This is a genomic window from Enterobacter cloacae complex sp. FDA-CDC-AR_0164, assembly GCF_003071645.1.
Lineage (GTDB): Bacteria > Pseudomonadota > Gammaproteobacteria > Enterobacterales > Enterobacteriaceae > Enterobacter > Enterobacter ludwigii.
In genome coordinates this window covers 1,313,035-1,325,356 of sequence record NZ_CP028950.1, presented here as the reverse complement: position 1 = coordinate 1,325,356, position 12,322 = coordinate 1,313,035, and the positions used below count along the sequence as shown (strand labels likewise).

11 protein-coding genes and 1 tRNA gene are annotated in these 12,322 nt (G+C 55.6%); 5 read left to right on the top strand and 7 right to left on the bottom strand.

Annotated elements, in window-relative coordinates; genetic code table 11:
* Positions 1-65: 65 nt before the first annotated feature.
* From AM410_RS06440 to AM410_RS06425, 4 genes are all read right to left on the bottom strand, one after another.
* A complete protein-coding gene (locus AM410_RS06440) occupies positions 66-1,154 on the bottom strand; it encodes an AAA family ATPase (RefSeq protein ID WP_044867713.1) in 1,089 nt (362 codons plus the stop codon).
* A gap of 147 nt (positions 1,155-1,301) precedes the next feature.
* On the bottom strand, positions 1,302-2,261 hold the full coding sequence (locus tag AM410_RS06435) for a YbgA family protein (RefSeq protein ID WP_020882705.1): 960 nt from the start codon (positions 2,259-2,261) through the stop codon (positions 1,302-1,304).
* Positions 2,262-2,363: 102 nt separating this feature from the next.
* Positions 2,364-2,774 carry a hydroxyisourate hydrolase gene (gene uraH, locus AM410_RS06430; protein WP_014168029.1) on the bottom strand — a complete coding sequence of 137 codons (411 nt, stop codon included), beginning with the start codon at positions 2,772-2,774 and terminating at the stop codon, positions 2,364-2,366.
* Positions 2,775-2,873: 99 nt separating this feature from the next.
* Positions 2,874-3,599 (bottom strand): MerR family transcriptional regulator, encoded by a 726-nt coding sequence (locus AM410_RS06425; RefSeq protein ID WP_014168030.1) that lies wholly within the window; start codon positions 3,597-3,599, stop codon positions 2,874-2,876.
* A gap of 117 nt (positions 3,600-3,716) precedes the next feature.
* Between AM410_RS06425 and AM410_RS06420 the strand changes: the two genes are divergently transcribed.
* Together AM410_RS06420 and AM410_RS06415 are read left to right on the top strand one after the other, a co-directional pair.
* A complete protein-coding gene (locus tag AM410_RS06420) occupies positions 3,717-4,241 on the top strand; it encodes a lipocalin family protein (RefSeq protein WP_108647653.1) in 525 nt (174 codons plus the stop codon).
* A gap of 77 nt (positions 4,242-4,318) precedes the next feature.
* On the top strand, positions 4,319-5,365 hold the full coding sequence (locus AM410_RS06415) for a class I SAM-dependent methyltransferase (protein WP_108647651.1): 1,047 nt from the start codon (positions 4,319-4,321) through the stop codon (positions 5,363-5,365).
* A gap of 76 nt (positions 5,366-5,441) precedes the next feature.
* Here AM410_RS06415 and AM410_RS23875 read toward each other — a convergent pair whose 3' ends face one another.
* Positions 5,442-5,597 (bottom strand): hypothetical protein, encoded by a 156-nt coding sequence (locus AM410_RS23875; protein WP_154815906.1) that lies wholly within the window; start codon positions 5,595-5,597, stop codon positions 5,442-5,444.
* Positions 5,598-5,659: 62 nt separating this feature from the next.
* Here AM410_RS23875 and AM410_RS06410 point away from each other — a divergent pair, with 62 nt between their 5' ends.
* Positions 5,660-6,097, top strand: coding sequence for a GNAT family N-acetyltransferase (locus AM410_RS06410; protein ID WP_073397543.1), 438 nt, complete (start codon positions 5,660-5,662; stop codon positions 6,095-6,097).
* 321 nt (positions 6,098-6,418) lie between these two features.
* Here AM410_RS06410 and AM410_RS06405 read toward each other — a convergent pair.
* Positions 6,419-6,513: transfer RNA gene (locus AM410_RS06405), tRNA-Sec, on the bottom strand.
* Positions 6,514-6,799: 286 nt separating this feature from the next.
* Between AM410_RS06405 and AM410_RS06400 the strand changes: the two genes are divergently transcribed.
* Both AM410_RS06400 and yicI read left to right on the top strand, forming a co-directional pair.
* Complete coding sequence (locus tag AM410_RS06400; protein WP_073397545.1) at positions 6,800-8,191, top strand: glycoside-pentoside-hexuronide family transporter; 1,392 nt, start codon at positions 6,800-6,802, stop codon at positions 8,189-8,191.
* A gap of 12 nt (positions 8,192-8,203) precedes the next feature.
* Complete coding sequence (yicI, locus tag AM410_RS06395) at positions 8,204-10,522, top strand: alpha-xylosidase (protein WP_073397547.1); 2,319 nt, start codon at positions 8,204-8,206, stop codon at positions 10,520-10,522.
* Between the two features lie 60 nt (positions 10,523-10,582).
* Here yicI and AM410_RS06390 read toward each other — a convergent pair whose 3' ends face one another.
* On the bottom strand, positions 10,583-12,286 hold the full coding sequence (locus AM410_RS06390; RefSeq protein WP_108647649.1) for an AsmA family protein: 1,704 nt from the start codon (positions 12,284-12,286) through the stop codon (positions 10,583-10,585).
* Positions 12,287-12,322 lie beyond the last annotated feature (36 nt).

The window sequence follows — 12,322 nt, the reverse complement described above, 5'->3', positions numbered from 1 at the left end:
GGTGGTTGGTCGAAGGCGTTGTCACTTATTAATCACTCAATTTGATGAAGCAAGAAGACAAAAAACTACCCCAGCCTCTCCACCCGCGTCTCTCCCTCCGCCATCGACAGCTCATACAATGAAAACGACCGCTGCTTCTCAATCAACTTCGCCAGCTCCGGCGAGTGGCTGGTGAGCCAGATCTGCGAGTAGCGGCTGGCCTCGGCGATTAAGCTCGCCAGCGCGGGCAGCATCTGCGGGTGCAGGCTGTTTTCCGGTTCGTTCAACGCGATAAAGGCCGGTGGGCGCGGGCTTAACAGCGCTACCGCCAGGCACAGGAAGCGCAGCGTGCCGTCGGAAAACTCCGCCGGTTCCAGCGGCCTGCTCAGCCCCTCGCGCTGCATCATCATGCGAAAGCGGCCGCCGGTGTTGTCGCTGTAAAACTCGCAGCCGGGGAAGGCCTGGTCGAGAATGCGCATCAGCAACATTTCATCACCAATCTCGACAATGGTCTGAAATGCGGCCGCCAGGTTGGCGCCGTCGCTGGCCAGTACCGGGGAGCGGAAACCGACCTGCGGGGCACGCATCGCCGAGCCGGATGAGACGGAAAATTCATGATAAAAGCGCCAGTTACGCAGGGACTCGCGCATCTGCGACACTTCCGGGTAGAGATGCGGTTCGCCGAGCTGCCCGAACACCGATTCGTTTTCATACAGCGTGCCGCTGTGAGTCACTTTTTCGTGGTGCACGTTGTTGAGAAATACCGCCTGATTCCTGCGCTTCATCAGCTGTGATGAAGGGCGACGGCGCTGACCGGTAAGCCAGATGGACTCTTCTTTAATGACCGGATCGAGCTGAAACTGGGAGGGATAGGGCAGTTGCTCGACAAAGCCCACCTGCAGCTCGTACTCGTAAGTGTCCGTTTCCACCGCAAGATTCATCCGCCGGAGCTGGTCGCTACGGGTCTTACCTGCCCAGAACACCTTCAGAATACCGCCTTCATTTGCCAGCGCCTGGGAGAACTGCCCCTGCGCCGCGCTGTGCATCAGGTGTATCGCCTTGTAGATATTCGATTTCCCGGTACCGTTGGGGCCGAAGACGATATTGAGCGCTTCCAGCTCCAGCGACATGTCGCGAATCGAGCGGTAGTTTTGGATGTGCAGGCTTTTGATCACAGGCAGGCTCCTTTTTTGCACTGTAGCCTGTATATAATTACAGTCTTTAAGGTTAAATGCAAAAAAAGAGACGACAGTGAGGGTGTCGTCTAAACGGGGTACTGCTTTGGGCCTCTGAGGGTCAATGGGGCCTTCGCATTTTTATGATCACTTGACTGCCAGACGCAGACCCAAATCATCAGGATAGGGATCAAAGTAGTTTTGCGTCATCAGATACCGGTCAGGGTATTCGGCCAGGTAGTGCTTCAGCAGCGTGATCGGCGCGAGGATGGGCAACTGCCCGTTACGGTAGTGCAGGATCACGTCGCGAAGTTCGCCGCGCTGGCGGCTGTTTAGCTGGTTACGGAAATACCCCTGAATATGCATCAGCACGTTGGTGTGGTTCTTCCGCGAGGCGGGTTTTTTCAGGATGGTCATCAGCTTTTCGCGGTACGCCACAAAGAAGGCGTCCAGATCTTCCCACTCGTGCAGCGTGGCAACGAACGGGCCGATTTCACGATATCCCGCCTGATGGTGCGCCAGCAGCTGAAGTTTGTAGCGGCTGTGGAAATCTAATAGCGCACGGCGCGTCAGACCCTGGGCGCGCAGTGTGTTCAGTTCATGAAGCGCGAAAACACGCTCAACAAAGTTTTCCCGCAACACCGGATCGTGCAGGCGGCCATCTTCTTCCACGGGTAACCATGGCAGGGTTTCAAGGAGGGTGGCAGTGAACAGCCCGACACCCTCCTTGCGGCCCCGGTTGCCGTTTTCATCATACAGCCGCACGCGTTCCATGCCGCAGCTGGGGGATTTCGCACAGACGATAAAGCCCGCCAGATCGCCGATTTTAGGCAGATAATCTGCCGTAAAGTCAGCCATCTTTTGCGTAACGTCTTCGTGCGGGGCGTGGCTAAAACGCATCTGGGTTTCACCGCTGTCCGTCACGATAAGACGCAGTGCAGGGCGTGGCGTCGGCAAGCCGATGGCCATCTCAGGGCAGACGGGCCTGAAATTCACCCACTGGGCCAGTTCGTCCATGACAAAGCCCATACGCTTATGTCCGCCGTCGAAGCGAACGGCGGAACCGGTCAAACATCCGCTAATACCGATTACAGGTTTCATTGTCATGGTGTGTGTCTCCAGTTCGTATATCTAAAACTTACACAACATGAGTAATTTGTCCAAGTATTGGCGGAGTTATTTTTTATTATCCTTTAAAATCAATGCGGCTTAACTGCCCTTATAGGTCGAGTAGCCGTACTGGCTCAGCAGAAGCGGGATGTGAAGTTTCTCGTTGGTTCGGGTCACGGTAAATAGCACTGGGATCTCCGGGAAGAAGGTGTCCAGCTTTTTGCCGTGGAAGTAATCAGCGGTTTTAAAGGTAACTTTATACACGCCTGGCTGCATGTCCTGATCCTGCGGATAGAGTGATTTGATACGTCCGTCGTGGTCGGTTTTGCCGCTGGCAATCTGGGTCCATGTGTTCTGCTGCTGCTTCTCCAGCGTGACGGTAACGTCAGATGGCGGCATCCCGGTTTGCTGGTCGAGAATATGTACGCTCAGGGTGCCGGCAGGGGCGCTAAACGCGGCAGGGGTAAAGGCCATGGCGGCCAGCATCAGCAGAGGGGTTGTTTTTTTCATTGTGTTTTCCTGTGGGGTTGTCAGTCACAGGAAAACGTTAGCATTTGCGGGACGGAAAAATATTCAACTTTTCGTGAAGTTTACCGCAGGAGAAAATAATCAGAGGATAATCACTTCAAGGGATACCTGCTGCTGCCACTGCGCCACCTGCTTTTTCCGGGCGGCGGTCAGTTTACCGCTGGTCACCAGAAGCCATTTGCGCTCGGGGAAAATCTCAGGCGCCAGTGACGTGGAGGGGGTTGGCAAAATATCGATACGGTGCCCTTGTCCGGTACGCGTCAGGGCCTCGAGCCAGATTTCACACGGGTCATTCAGGTACCAGCCACTGAGCAGGATGTTATCACCCGGCGCTTTTTTGTCGCCCTCAAGGCAGAACGAGGCATAGGCGATGATAATGCCGTCGAGGATCTCGCGCAGGGTCATGGCGGCAGGGATGTTGGCTGACATCTGGCTGCGCAACGGACGCAGCACATTTGCAACCAGCTCTGGCCTGGGGTATTCGCGGCCGGCGTCGTAAATCATCTGGCGCAGGGACTCAATTTTCCCGTCCTGCAGGCGTTGCAGCATGGTCTCAAGCAACGTTTGCCAGTTGTTGGTCCGGCGCGGGACGGGGCGTTCCAGTAGCGGTTTGACCTGGCCGATGGGCACGCCTTTTTTCACCCAGTCGAGGATTTTCAGTGCCTGCTGGACGTCCTCATCACTGTACTGGCGATGGCCGCCCTCCGTGCGCTGTGGCTTGAGTAAACCATAGCGACGCTGCCATGCCCGCAGCGTCGTGGCGGTGATCCCGCTGAGTCTGGCGAATTCGCCGATGGAGTAAGCCATGTCCGTGTCCAGAGTGGAGGAATACTCTCAATATACTACGAATTTTCCCTCACGGGATGAAGCGCCGTAACGGTGCACTACACTTTACTTCCAACCGTGCAAATGAAAGGAATTCTCATGAAACTATGGCCTGTTGTGACGGGTGTCGCCATTGCCCTGACTCTGGTGGCCTGTAAATCCCCTACGCCACCGAAAGGCGTAAAGCCCATTTCAAATTTTGAAGCCAGCCGCTATCTCGGCAAGTGGTATGAAGTTGCCCGCCTGAAAAACCGCTTCGAACGGGGTCTGGAGCAGGTGACCGCCACCTATGGCGAGCGCAGCGACGGTGGCATCAGCGTGCTTAACCGGGGTTTCGACCCGGTCAAAAACAAGTGGAATGAGAGTGAAGGCAAAGCGTACTTTACCGGCGAACCGACGACGGCAGCGCTGAAGGTGTCGTTCTTCGGCCCCTTCTACGGCGGCTATAACGTGATCAAGCTGGACGATAAGTACCAGTATGCGCTGGTGAGCGGCCCGAACCGGGATTATCTGTGGATTTTGTCACGCACACCGACCATCCCAGATGCGGTGAAGCAGGATTACCTGAACACCGCGCGCAGTCTGGGCTTCAAGGTTGATCAGCTGGTGTGGGTTAAGCAGTAAAGATCGTGCTTTCTTCGTAGGGTTTTACTGGCTCGCCTGGATAGACTTCCGTTAAAAGCTCAACGGGAGACGACGACATGAACTGGCAGCCTTTTCGCGGCGACGCACCGGAAAATATGACCATTTTCAGTGCGTCATTTCCGGATATTAGCGACCAGTGGCCGATGAAGGACGACACTGCCCGTGAGATCAATTCGATTAATCGGGCGTTGAAAGCCGACCCGGCGCTTCGTCCTCCGTTGATTGAATACGAAGAGGGGGGACAGGCCGTGCTTATCCCACAGAACCGTTATTCCGGGCAAGCCTACCGCAATCGTCCGGCGCTCACCGCGTGGCGTACCCGGCTGGTTCCCTCTGCGCTGGCGCTTTTTGTGGTGCAAAACCCGCTGGAGGAGCGCCTGCCAGACGGAACCCGAATGGACAGCGACAGCCGCCAGTGGTTTATCCATGCGAACGATGCCATTGGTGTGCGCTCCCGCGCAAAAGTACTGGCTGCGATGGTGGATAAATACATCCGCAACGGGAACGATAACAATTGGGTGAGCCTGGCGAGCGGGGCTGCAATCCCCGTGCTGGAGGCGCTGCGCGAGGCGAAGCTCGACGGCCAGCAGGTGTATCTGACGCTGGTGGATAAAGACCCAGTGGCGCTCAGTTGGGCCGAAACCATGGCGGCGCAGGAAGGCATTATCGTGGGTGAACAGCTGACCCTGCTCAGGCGCAACTTGCTCCATACGCTGGTGCGTAACGAAGATTTACTGCATGAGCTGGGCGAGCATCAGGCCGAACTGGTGGATGCGCTGGGGATTTTCGACTATTTCAACGATGCCGATGCGGTGATTTTTCTCCAGCGTGCGCTGCGGCTGATAAAGCCCGGCGGGGCGGTGATTGTCTCGAATATGCTGGCCAGCAGCCCACAAATCGATTTTATTTTGCGCTGTATCGGCTGGGAGGATATTTACCCGCGGACGCTCCGGCAGCTGCAGGATATTCATATCGCGGCAGGCGTGCCGGTGGAAAACGTCACCGTGGTCGTGCCTAAAGACGGGGTATATGCAGTGATGGAGATTAAGGTGGGGGATGACAAACCGCACGGCCAGTTCCCTCTAACGGAGGGAGAGGGCTAGGGTGAGGGGGGACAGGGCGCTATAATATTTACCGTTCCTCAGTTGTTCGGTTTACCCGAACAACTACCATGAAGGATTAGCTGGTTTCTTTATTCTCAATGTCTGTTGGGGATTCTTGCTTTTCATGCTCTATCTGCTGACCAGTCTCCTGCACCAACTTCCGGGCCATTTCCTTGATACGCTCTCGACTTTCACAGTTTCGAGAGTTTATTACTTCATTTAAGGTCTTCATTTTATTGCCTCCATGCTTCTGGATACTTGATTTAATCGCTGCGCTCTATAATGATCCCCCTCATGAAAATCGAAACCGCACACCCCTCACACTTCGAACGTCTCGTCACAGTCTGGGAGTCTTCCGTTCGTGCCACCCACCATTTTTTGCAGGAAAGTGATATTGCGACCCTGCGCCCGTTATTGCTCAATGCCTATCTGCCCAATCTCAAGGTTATGATTGCCCGCGATGAAGCGGGTGTTATTCATGGCTTTTTAGGCGTCGATGAAAACCGCATTGAAATGCTGTTTGTGGATGATGCGAGCCGGGGGAAGGGCGTAGGGAAATTGCTGCTGAACTATGCCATTGCGCATTTTGGTGCGAATGAAGTGGATGTAAACGAGCAAAACCCGCAGGGCGTTGCGTTTTATCAGCATATGGGATTTGTGGAGGTGGGGCGCTCAGAACGCGACGGACAGGGGAATGCGTTTCCGTTGTTGCATATGCGGTTGGGTGAGTGAATGATAACTTAACGCAGATATCCTACTCGTTAGATATGAAATGCAACGCGTTTTGTCGTTCAGGAATTATACCTCACGATTAAAGTTTGGCTATTATGATATTCGTAATATAACCGAACAAATAAACATCAACGTAATTAATTATTTGAAACACATGGGTAAAGTTTAATGCCTGAATATTTGTGGGTGAAAAAACGAAAAAGGATGACTTAAAAATTACTGAAAAGCAGAAGAGTCACATAAAAATTTTAGTGAATAGATTTAATTATTATTTGAGTTTAATGGTGAAACAAATATGAGAAAAATCTATTCAAAGAATTTTGGCGGAAGATCACAGGAGTCGAACCTGCCCGGGAACGCTGGCGTCCCCAACTGGATTTGAAGTCCAGCCACCTCACCGGAGATGACGATCTTCCGCGCCTGCATTGCTACATGGAGGCGGGGCGCATTATAGCTACTTTCAGGCATTTACCACATACCCCGGCACACTTTTTTCACCTCTCTTTTGACCTTAACACCCCTGTTTCAGTTAATTCCTAAGAAAATCCTCAGGTTAGCATTTCGTGCTCGTCAATATTTACCGCGATCACAAAAAACAAGAAACGTAACCAGCTAACCAGAAAACGCAATACCCGCTCCTGAAACAATGGTTTAAAAATCTGTAACCGGTCTCAGCGCCCCCTACAGCGTGAAGGATAAAAAATGAGCGACGTATTGTCAGTAAAAGAGAAGATTGGCTACGGCATGGGTGACGCCGCCAGCCACATCATCTTCGATAACGTTATGTTGTACATGATGTTTTTCTATACCGATATCTTCGGCATTCCTGCCGGGTTTGTCGGCACGATGTTCCTGCTGGCACGTGCGCTGGATGCGATTTCGGACCCGTGCATGGGCCTGATCGCTGACCGCACCCGCAGCCGCTGGGGTAAATTCCGGCCGTGGATACTGTTCGGTGCTATCCCGTTCGGCATTGTCTGCGTGCTGGCCTACACCACGCCGGACCTCAGCCTCAACGGCAAAATGATTTATGCCGCCATTACCTACACGCTGCTGACGCTGCTCTATACCGTGGTTAACATCCCTTATTGCGCCCTGGGCGGTGTGATCACCAACGACCCGACGCAGCGTATCTCCCTGCAGTCCTGGCGCTTTGTGCTGGCGACCGCGGGCGGCATGCTCTCGACGGTACTGATGATGCCGCTGGTTAACCTGATTGGTGGCGATGACAAAGCGTTCGGTTTCCAGGGCGGGATCGCCGTGCTGTCGGTGGTCGCGTTTCTGATGCTGGCGTTCTGCTTCTTCACCACCAAAGAGCGCATCCAGGTGCCGCCGAGCACCACCTCCATGCGCGAAGACCTGCGAGATATCTGGCACAACGACCAGTGGCGTATTGTTGGTGTGCTGACCATTCTCAATATCCTCGCCGTCTGCGTGCGTGGCGGCGCGATGATGTACTACTGCACCTGGATCATGGGCTCGCCGGAAATCTTTGTCGCGTTCCTCACCACCTACTGTGTCGGCAACCTGATTGGCTCTGCGCTGGCGAAACCGCTCACCGACTGGAAATGCAAGGTCAGCATCTTCTGGTGGACCAACGCCGCCCTGGCAGCGGTCAGCGTGGCGATGTTCTTCGTTCCCATGCATGCCACGGTGGTGATGTTCACCTTCATCTTTGTGATTGGGGTGTTGCATCAGCTGGTGACGCCGATCCAGTGGGTCATGATGTCCGATACCGTCGACTACGGCGAATGGACCAACGGCAAGCGTCTTACCGGCATCAGCTTCGCGGGCACGCTGTTTGTGTTGAAACTCGGCCTGGCGCTGGGCGGTGCGATGATCGGCTGGATGCTGGCAGGAGGTGGTTATGACGCCGCAGCTAAAACCCAGAACAGCGCGACCATCAGCATCATTATCGGCCTGTTCACCCTGGCCCCGGCGGTTTGCTATGTACTGAGCGCCATCATCGCCAAACGCTACTACATCCTGAAAACGCCTTTCCTGACCAAAATCATGAGCGAGCTGGCACACGGCGCGCGCCGCAATCAGCAGGAGTTTGACAACCTGCCAGTCAGTAAAGAATTACAGAACTAAGAGGACGAAAGCATGAAAATCAGTGATGGAAACTGGCTTATTCAACCGGGTCTGAACGTGACGTATCCGGTACAGGTGTTCGACGTGGAGCAGCAGGGCAATGACCTGGTGGTGTACGTGGCGCCGCGCGACGTGCGTGAGCGCACCTGGCAGCTCGATACCCTGATGTTCACCGTCCGTCTTTTCTCCCCGCAGGAAGGGATTGTTGGCGTGCGTATCGAGCACTTCCAGGGCGCGCTGAACAACGGTCCGCACTATCCTCTGAATGTCATCAAAGAGATGAACGTTGAGATTGAAAACAATGCCGAATTTGCTGAGCTGAAAAGCGGTCACCTCAGCGTACGCGTCACCAAAGGCGAGTGCTGGGCGCTGGATTTTCTGCGCAACGGCCAGCGTATTACCGGCAGTCAGCTGAAAAACAACGGTTACGTGCAGGATATCCGTACCGATCGTAATTATGTTTTTGAGCGTCTGGATCTGGGCGTAGGTGAAACGGTCTACGGTCTGGGCGAGCGCTTTACCGCCCTGGTGCGCAACGGCCAGACGGTCGAAACGTGGAACCGCGACGGCGGCACCAGTACCGAGCAGTCATACAAAAATATCCCGTTCTATCTGACCAACCGCGGCTACGGGTTGCTGGTGAACCACCCGGAAAACGTGTCGTTCGAAGTGGGTTCGGAGAAAGTCTCCAAAGTGCAGTTCAGCGTCGAAGGGGAGTATCTGGAGTACTTCGTGATCGACGGCCCGACGCCAAAAGAGGTCCTGAACCGTTATACGCGCTTCACCGGGCGTCCGGCACTCCCCCCGGCATGGTCCTTTGGCCTGTGGCTCACGACTTCGTTTACCACTAACTACGATGAAACCACGGTGAACAGCTTTATCGACGGCATGGCCGAGCGCGATCTGCCGCTGCATGTCTTCCACTTCGACTGCTTCTGGATGAAGGCCTTCCAGTGGTGTGATTTTGAGTGGGACCCGGTGACCTTCCCGGATCCGGAAGGGATGATCCGCCGCCTGAAGGAGAAAGGGCTGAAGGTTTGCGTGTGGATTAACCCGTACATCGGCCAGAAGTCGCCGGTATTTCGCGAACTGAAAGAGAAGGGCTACCTGCTCAAGCGCCCGGACGGTTCCCTGTGGCAGTGGGACAAATGGCAGCCGGGCCTGGCGATTTATGACTTCACTAACCCGGACGCGTGCCGGTGGTATGCCGACAAGCTGAAAGGCCTGGTGGATATTGGCGTCGACTGCTTTAAGACCGACTTTGGCGAGCGCATCCCGACGGATGTCCAGTGGTTTGACGGTTCAGATCCGCAGAAGATGCACAACCACTACGCATACCTTTATAACGAACTGGTGTGGAACGTACTGAAAGAAACGGTGGGCGCGGATGAGGCGGTGCTGTTTGCCCGCTCGGCGTCGGTAGGTGCGCAACAATTCCCGGTGCACTGGGGTGGCGACTGTTACGCCAACTACGAATCGATGGCGGAAAGCCTGCGCGGCGGGCTGTCGATTGGTCTGTCCGGTTTTGGCTTCTGGAGCCATGACATCGGTGGGTTTGAGAACACCGCGCCGGCACACGTCTACAAACGCTGGTGCGCGTTTGGGCTGTTATCCAGCCACAGCCGCCTGCATGGCAGCAAATCTTACCGCGTACCGTGGGCGTACGATGATGAGTCCTGTGATGTGGTGCGTCACTTCACTCAGCTGAAATGTCAGATGATGCCGTATCTCTATCGCCAGGCTGCCCTGGCTCGCGAGTATGGCACACCGATGCTGCGGGCGATGATGCTGGAGTTCCCGGACGATCCGGCATGCGATTACCTCGACCGTCAGTACATGCTGGGGGAGTCGGTGATGGTAGCCCCGGTGTTTTCTGAGGCCGGTGACGTGCAGTTTTATCTGCCGGAAGGGCGCTGGACCCATCTCTGGCATAACGATGAAATCGAGGGCAGCCGCTGGCATAAACAGCAGCATGATTTCCGCAGCCTGCCGGTCTATGTGCGCGATAACACCCTGCTGGCGTTGGGCAACAATCAACAGAAACCGGACTACGCCTGGAACGAGGGGACAGCTTTCCAGCTGTTTAACCTGGGCGATGGCGCGATGGCGGTGAGCGAAGTGCCTGCGGCGGACGGTTCTGTGGCATTTACGCTGAAAGCCACACGCAGTGGCGACACCGTGACCATTACCGGCACAGGTGACGCACGAAACTGGTCGGTCTGCTTGCGCAACGTGCAGAAACTGAGTGGTGTAAAAGGCGGCTCAGAGGCCGGGAGCGAGTGGGGCGTGGTGGTGAAAGCGGAGGGTAATGAGGTGGTGGTACACCTTTAATTTTCCTCACCCTAACCCTCTCCCCAACGGGGGGAGGGAAGGGTTTGCTTCTTCTTCCTTTCAGGGAGAGGGCTGGGGCGAGGATAGTGTCGACACCTCTCCCCCCGTCATCGTCTGTTGCACCTGCTGTTTATCCATATTTACCGCATTCAGTTTCCCGTTAACCGTCGGCTTCAGCGGTGCGTTGGCCTGCACGCTGCCGCTGGCGGTTAGCTGGATATTGCCATCACCGCCAATGGGCAGCGCCGGCCAGCCCCACGCCTGCAGCACGTTGAGCGGCACGCCGCGTCCGTTCAGGCTGATTGTCGTCTGCCGTGGCGGAAGCTGTGATACCGTCGCCGTGGCTTCCAGAATGCCTTTTTCGGTGAAAGCGCTCAGGTCGGTAATGTTTACCGTTGAGGCGTTAGCGTTCAGCGCCAGCGACGGACGACGCACGTCCACGCGGTTAAAGGTCGCCGCCGCGCCGTTCAGCGTTGCGCTGCCACCCCATACGCCCCACTGGCGATCTTTCGCCAGCTGCAGGTTCGCACCATAGCCATCAAGAGAGGTGATTTGCCACGGGAAGGCCGGGTCGATATCGATAACCAGGTTGCGGCTCAGGCCGAATTTTTTCAGCGTCAGGCTGTTCAGCCATTCCGGTAACGGCTCCATCCACAGCGTTTTCCAGTTCTGCGGCAGGGTGTATTCCAGCCCGGCGATGGCGACATCGTCCAGCACCAGCGCGTTACCCTCGCGCAGCCAGTTGCCGGAAGCGCGTACCATGCCGCCCTCCCAGCGGGAGGTAAACTGGCGCAGCGCCACGCCTTGCGGGGAGAACTCCGCATTCATGATCGGGTCGAACAGATGCAGAGAGCCATAAATAAACTCGCTGGCGTTCATGGACAAACGCCCCTCCTGACTTTGCCAGTCGCCTTTGCTGAGTGTCAGGTTGCGCAGGCTTAAATCGAGATCGGTCACCGCCCAGTCCGGCCCCTGCAGGCGTGCGTCAGTCACTTCCAGACGGCCAATCTGCAGCGAGGGAATGGTGGTCAGAGGCGCGAAGAAATCCACCAGCGACTTATCGCTTTGCAGGCGGATCTCATTCAGACGCATAGTGTCGATAATCCAGCTGCCGTCAGCGTTGCGCAGGGCGGACCCGGTGAGCGAACCGCGCGCCATATCGGCACCAATGGTGTTCAGCACCACCTCTTTGCCGTTGAGTTGTCCCTGGATCAGCACGTTGGTGGTCGGCACGCCGTTCAGGGTAAGCGAGCCTGCGCTCACCTGGATCTGTGCGTTTTTACCCAGCACATTGCCTGCTTCTGGCTGCCACGGGCTGACGCCGCCCGTCACTTTTTGTGCGCTGAGATCCCATTCCGTATTGGGGCTGTTAAAGGCCATGTTGTTTAACTGCAAACGGTCCGCCTGGAACGGGAGCGGTGCCGTCTGAGGAGAAAGATTAAGCGTGCCATCGAACAGGGTAATGGTGTCCATGTGCAGCGGATCGGTGACCTGTCGGCTACTCAGACCAATATCGACTTTCCTGGCCACCAGCGTGGCGGGTTTACCGTCGCGGCCAAACGTGACGTTTTCCAGAATGATGTGGGAAGGTGACGAAAAGCGGTGATCCATCAGGTCGAAATTGAGTTCGTAATCGGTATTCACCGTTATCCAGTTGCTGGCCTGAGATGCTCCCCAGCGGGTCTGGAGCAGAATATAGAGCGCCAGCACCACAATGAGCAGGGCCACCAGAAGATAGACGAGTACCTTTCCAATAAATTTCATGGTCTTCCATCCCGCGAAACGCACATAAGGGAGTTA

Coding starts and splice junctions, on each gene's coding strand:
- AM410_RS06400 (WP_073397545.1), top strand. CDS start 6,800: ATGAGCGACGTATTGTCAGTAAAAGAGAAGATTGGCTACGGCATGGGT.
- AM410_RS06420 (WP_108647653.1), top strand. CDS start 3,717: ATGAAACTATGGCCTGTTGTGACGGGTGTCGCCATTGCCCTGACTCTG.
- yicI (WP_073397547.1), top strand. CDS start 8,204: ATGAAAATCAGTGATGGAAACTGGCTTATTCAACCGGGTCTGAACGTG.
- AM410_RS06390 (WP_108647649.1), bottom strand. CDS start 12,286: ATGAAATTTATTGGAAAGGTACTCGTCTATCTTCTGGTGGCCCTGCTC.
- AM410_RS23875 (WP_154815906.1), bottom strand. CDS start 5,597: ATGAAGACCTTAAATGAAGTAATAAACTCTCGAAACTGTGAAAGTCGA.
- AM410_RS06410 (WP_073397543.1), top strand. CDS start 5,660: ATGAAAATCGAAACCGCACACCCCTCACACTTCGAACGTCTCGTCACA.
- AM410_RS06425 (WP_014168030.1), bottom strand. CDS start 3,599: ATGGCTTACTCCATCGGCGAATTCGCCAGACTCAGCGGGATCACCGCC.
- uraH (WP_014168029.1), bottom strand. CDS start 2,774: ATGAAAAAAACAACCCCTCTGCTGATGCTGGCCGCCATGGCCTTTACC.
- AM410_RS06415 (WP_108647651.1), top strand. CDS start 4,319: ATGAACTGGCAGCCTTTTCGCGGCGACGCACCGGAAAATATGACCATT.
- AM410_RS06435 (WP_020882705.1), bottom strand. CDS start 2,261: ATGACAATGAAACCTGTAATCGGTATTAGCGGATGTTTGACCGGTTCC.